This is a genomic window from uncultured Cetobacterium sp. (assembly GCF_947039425.1).
In the GTDB taxonomy this organism is placed as follows: domain Bacteria; phylum Fusobacteriota; class Fusobacteriia; order Fusobacteriales; family Fusobacteriaceae; genus Cetobacterium_A.
The window spans coordinates 1-5,600 of the sequence record NZ_CAMQYW010000117.1; the positions used below are offsets into that span (position 1 = coordinate 1).

5 protein-coding genes are annotated in these 5,600 nt (G+C 25.7%); all 5 read left to right on the forward strand.

Annotation, left to right across the window (positions count from 1 at the left end; translation table 11 throughout):
- Window positions 1-784, forward strand: a 784-nt coding sequence (locus tag Q0V09_RS06990; protein WP_297487900.1) for an ABC transporter ATP-binding protein, incomplete at its 5' end; no start/stop codon positions are given.
- Window positions 785-888: 104 nt separating this feature from the next.
- Window positions 889-2,133 carry a TolC family protein gene (locus Q0V09_RS06995; RefSeq protein ID WP_297406370.1) on the forward strand — a complete coding sequence of 415 codons (1,245 nt, stop codon included), beginning with the start codon at window positions 889-891 and terminating at the stop codon, window positions 2,131-2,133.
- Window positions 2,133-3,188, forward strand: coding sequence for an efflux RND transporter periplasmic adaptor subunit (locus Q0V09_RS07000; protein WP_297406368.1), 1,056 nt, complete (start codon window positions 2,133-2,135; stop codon window positions 3,186-3,188). Before Q0V09_RS06995 ends, Q0V09_RS07000 begins: the two co-directional genes overlap by 1 nt.
- Complete coding sequence (locus Q0V09_RS07005) at window positions 3,185-3,862, forward strand: ABC transporter ATP-binding protein (protein ID WP_297487902.1); 678 nt, start codon at window positions 3,185-3,187, stop codon at window positions 3,860-3,862. The genes Q0V09_RS07000 and Q0V09_RS07005 overlap by 4 nt, the downstream gene beginning before the upstream one ends.
- Window positions 3,859-5,082: an ABC transporter permease gene (locus Q0V09_RS07010; protein ID WP_297406364.1), complete on the forward strand. Its 1,224-nt coding sequence runs from the start codon at window positions 3,859-3,861 to the stop codon at window positions 5,080-5,082. The genes Q0V09_RS07005 and Q0V09_RS07010 overlap by 4 nt, the downstream gene beginning before the upstream one ends.
- The last annotated feature ends 518 nt before the right edge of the window (window positions 5,083-5,600 follow it).

Below are 5,600 nucleotides of genomic sequence, written 5' to 3' on the forward strand. Positions count from 1 at the left end.
TAAAGAGATAATTGATCTACCTCAAGAGGAAGCAGGTTATAAAAGGCTTTTAAAAAATGTAGAAAATATAAAATTTCAAGATATTACTTTTTCCTATAAGGGTGAAAATCTATTTGAAAATTTATCTATATTTATAAATAAAGGTGAAAAAGTAGCTTTTGTAGGAGAAAGTGGTGTTGGAAAAACCACATTAATATCTCTATTAAAAAGAAATTTATCGCCTATTTTAGGAAAAGTATTGATAAATAATGAAATACTTACAAATATAAAAAAAGAGGATTATATAGATAAAATTGGAGTAGTAGATCAAAATGAGCATATTATAAATGATACTTTAATAGAAAATATGAGAATTATAAATAGAGAGGCTACAGATGAAGATATAGAAAAAGCGTTAAATCTTGCTTGTTTAGAAGATGTTGTAAATAAATTAGAGAATAAAAAAGAGACGCTTTTAGGAGAGGGAGGAGTAAATTTAAGTTCTGGACAAAAACAAAGAATAGCACTTGCTAGATTATTTTTAAAAAATCCAGATGTAGTATTTTTAGATGAAGCAACATCTGCTCTTGATAATATACTTGAAAATAAAATAATAAAAAATATTAATGAAAGATTTAAAGATAAAATTATAATATCAGTAGCTCATAGATTAAATACGTTAAAAGAGTTTGATAAAATTTTTGTTTTAGGAAAAAAAGGTATAATTGAAGTTGGAAATTTTGAACAATTATTGTTAAATAAAGGGATATTTTATAAAATGTATATGGGTGATGAAAAGGCATAGAAATATGTCTTTTTTAGTAATGACATAAAGAAGACACAAAATTATTGTAAAATAGATAAAGTGTGTTACTATACTTGTATTAAATTTAGAATAGGGGAGAATTAATGAGAAAATACGTACTTATATATTTTCTATTAGGTAGTTTAGCTATGGCAAAAGATACTAATTTAGATGAGCTTTTAAATTTTGTATCTGAAACTTCTTATAGGAAAGAGCAATATAAAATAAAAAAAGATTTAAATAAAGAAAGAGAAAAGATATATAAATTAGATGAATATAATGGTGTGGAAACAAGTGGTGAAACAAATTATGATGAATATGATAAAAGTTATAATGTAAGTGGTCGAGTAAAATTTGGAGATTTTTATGTTGAAGGAGAAAGAAAAAAAAGAGAGGATGGAAATTTTAAATATGGAATAGAAAAAAGTTTAAAAGATCTTATTTTATCTAAAAATGATAATGATTTTGAAAAACTTCAAATAGAGAAAAAAATAGAAAAAAAAGAGTTTAATAAAGAATTAGAGGAACAACAGTTAAAATTAATTGAACTGTATAAAAATTATAAAGATGTAGAGCTTGAAAAAGTGATTAGAGAGAATGCTTTAAAAACATTGTATAAAGAGAAAATAATATTGGAAAAATCCTATAAATTAGGAGCTATTTCAAAAGTAGACTTAGATTCTTTAATATATAGTTATTTAAATATAAATCTTGAAGTGAAAGATTTAAAAAGAGAGCTAGAGACTTTAAATAGTGAATTTTTATATGAGTTTAAAATAAATTTAAATGGTTTGGTTTTAAGTAAAATAGATACTAAAAATATTGATTATAAAAAATATTTAGAAAGTGTAGGAGAAAATCAGTTAAAAATAGATAAATTGCAAAAAAGTTTAATAGTTAAAAATATTGATTATTTAACATATGACAAAAAAGTTCCAGAGATATCTATTGGTGCTGAAAGAGATACAAAATACAATGACAATAGAGTATTTTTAAAAGTTTCTAAAAATATTTTTTATAAAGATATGGGATTAGAAGTAGAAAGAGCTAATTTAAAAGATAAGGAGATTGAAATTTCTCAGAAGACCAGAGAGGTTTTAAGTGAAAGATTTAAAATTAAAAAGAATCTTTATACGCTGAAAAAAGATTATGAAATTATAAAAAATAATAGAGAGTTAGAAGAATCTAAGTATAATATAAAAAAATTGGAAAATAAAATGGGGAAAATAGGATATATAGATGTAATGGAATCTTTTGATAAATATTTAGATTTAAAAATTCAAGAGAAAAAATTAGAAAATAGTTTAAACTCGTATATATATGAGATAAAGGTTAGGGGTGAAAAATAGTGCATTTAAAAAAAATATTAGTAGGAAGTATATTATTAGCTTTAATTGGATGTAATGGAAAAAAAGAGGAAAAAGTAGAAAATAAAATTCAATATAAAGTGGCTAAAGCAGGAATTGAAGATTCTAGAGGTTATATTAATGTAGAAGGAAGTGTTGAAGCAAAAGATACTAAGAAAGTATTTGTGGATAAGAAATTAAAGGTTAAAGAAGTTTTTGTTCAAGAGGGAGATTATGTTGAAAAGGGAAAAGTTTTAATGACCTTTGATGAGACAGAGAGAAATAATATAAAAAGAAATTTAGAAAAAGAAAGATTATCTTTATCTAAATTAAAAAGAGATTATAAAGTTGAAAAAGAATTAAATAAAATTGGTGGAAGTTCAGCTAACTATGTAAAGGATTTATCAGAGGAGATAAAATCTAAAGAACTAACAATAGACTCTTTAAATGAGGATTTAGATAAAACAGCTGAAAGAATTTTAAGCCCTGTAAGTGGAACTATAACATCTTTACTAGCTCAAGAGAACTATTCAGTTAATACAGATGAGCCTTTACTAGAACTTGCAGATTTATCAGATATGAAAATAGTATTAGAGGTTCCAGAGTATGATGTTAAAAATATAGAGATGAATCAAAAATTAATAATTAAGCCTGAAGTATTTGAAAAGAAAAAATCATATGGTGGAGTTGTAACTAAGGTTTCAACAATTTCAAAAGTGTCAGAGGAAACTTCAGAAAATGTTTTAGAGGTGGAAGTAAAACCTGATGAAAAGATACCATATATAGTACCTGGATTTAAAGTGTCAGCTACAATATATTTAGACTCAAATGGAGAAGGAATAGTGATACCTAAGACAGCTCTTTTATTTGGGGATAATGAGTATTATATATATTTAGTAGGAGAGGGAAATAAATTAATAAAAAGTATAGTTAAATATAAAGATTTAAAAGGAAATAATATAGAAATAATTAAAGGATTAGAAAAAAATAGTAAATATGTTGTAAATCCATCTGAAAATTTAAAAGCTGGAGATATAATCGAGGTTAAAAAAATATGATAAAAATAACAGAATTAAATAAATACTATAAAAATGAAGAGATGTCTTTACATGCACTAAAAAATGTGGACTTACATATAAATAAAGGTGAATTTGTTGCAATTATGGGAAGCAGTGGAAGTGGAAAATCAACTTTTATGAATGTTATAGGTTGTTTAGATAAAGAGTTTCAAGGAAGTTATATTTTAGATGAAGTTCAAGTATCCTTAATAAAAGAGGAAGATATCTCTAAAATTAGGAATAAAAAAATTGGATTTGTTTTTCAAGCATTTAATTTATTATCAAACTTAACAGCTCTTGAAAATGTGGAATTACCATTAATTTATGCAGGTGTAAATCATAAAGAAAGAGTTGAAAGAGCAAGGGAAGTTTTGAAAAAAGTAGGTTTGGGGGAGAGATTAAGTCATAAGCCAAATGAATTATCAGGAGGACAAAAACAAAGAGTGGCAATTGCAAGGGCACTTGTGAATAATCCAGCTATAATTTTAGCAGATGAGCCAACAGGAAATTTAGATAGTCAATCTGAAGAGGAGATAATGAATCTTTTTTTAGAATTAAATCAACAAGGAAAAACTATAGTAATAGTAAGTCATGAACCAGAAGTGGCAAAATTTTGTAAGAGGATTATTGTTTTTAAAGATGGAGTTATAATAAAAGATGGTGGTGTTAGGTGAATTTTTTAGAAGTTTTAAAAGGAGCTATAAAAAATTTAAAAGGAAATAAAATAAGATCATTTCTAACAATGTTAGGAATAATAATTGGGATTTCTTCAGTAATAACAATGTCATCAATAGGAAAAGGTGGACAAGAAAATATAACAGGGAATTTAAAGAAAGGTGGATACGGTAAATTTGCTGTATCTGTTGATAAAAGTGAAGAAAGTTTTAGGTGGAAATATCTTTTTGATAAAAATGTAATAGAGAAATTAAAAGATACAAAAGAGTTTGGAAATATTAGTCCAGATATAACTGCAAGAATGAGAATAAAAATAGGGAAAATGAATGCTTTTTCATATTTAGAAGTAACAACACCAGATTTTGAAATTATTGAACCAGCCACTATGGTTTCTGGTAGAGGATTTTTACCTTTAGATTATAGTTCAGGAGAAAAAAATATTGTAATTGATAATGTTACAGCAAGACAGATATATAAAAATGAACAAAATGCCATTGGTAAAACTATTGATATAGCAAAAGGATGGAAAGGGAAAGAGATTACATATAATATAGTGGGAGTTATGAAAAATCCAATTGAACAGATGGCAAAAGTAATGGGTGGAAATAGATTTCCTAGATTTTTAAGAATGCCTCTTAATACATACGAAAAAATATATGGAGAAAAAGGGAATGGATATACTGACTTAGTAGTTTCATCAAAAAATCCTGAAAATATTGCAACTGATATGAAGAATATGAAGATTCAATTGGAGAAAATAACAGGAATAAAAGAGTTATATGAAGTTAGTATAAAAAATACAGGGGCAGAATCATTTGATAAAATTCTAGATACATTAAATATTTTCGTGACCTTTGTAGCAGGAATTTCTCTATTTGTAGGGGGAATTGGTGTGATGAATATAATGCTTGTAAGTGTTATAGAAAGAACAAAAGAGATAGGAATAAGAAAAGCAATAGGAGCTACAAATAAAGACATTTTATTACAATTTTTGACCGAATCAATTATATTGACAGGGTTTGGTGGCATTTTAGGAATAGTATTTGGAGTTATATTTGCACTGGGTATAGGAGAGGTAGTTGATATAAAACCAATATTTAGTATCTATTCAATATTTATATCATTGGGAGTCTCAACGTTGATAGGAGTGATGTTTGGAGTGGCTCCAGCAAGAAAAGCATCAAAACTTAACCCAATAGACGCTTTGAGAAGTGACTAAAATTGCGTTCTTAAATAAAACGATAAGAATTAAAAAAGTTCGAGTGTAAAAAAAGTTAAAAAAAGTAAAAAGAGACAAAAGTGTTGATTATAAACAAAAGATAGTATTTTTTATGAAAATATGTGCGGAAATTAAAAATGAGTATTTGACAAAAAAAAATAATGTTGTTAAACTTCTTTATGTGAAAAGGAAAAGATAATAAAATTAGGAATAAAATATAAATATATGAAAGGTTAAACCCTATTTATTTAGAGTTTAACCTCTAATTTTTTGAGAAAATTAATTACGTAAAAAAATTTTTATTATATAGGAGGATAAAAAGATGGTTTATTTTTTATTATTAATTTCTTTTGTTATTTTAATTAAAGGGGCAGATATCTTCATAGAAGGATCATCAAAAGTAGCTAAAATTTTTAAAATACCAGAATTAATTATAGGAATAGTTATTGTAGGTTTTGGAACATCAGCTCCAGAATTAGCAGAGATCGGAAGAGCGTCGTGTAGGGAAAGAGTGTACG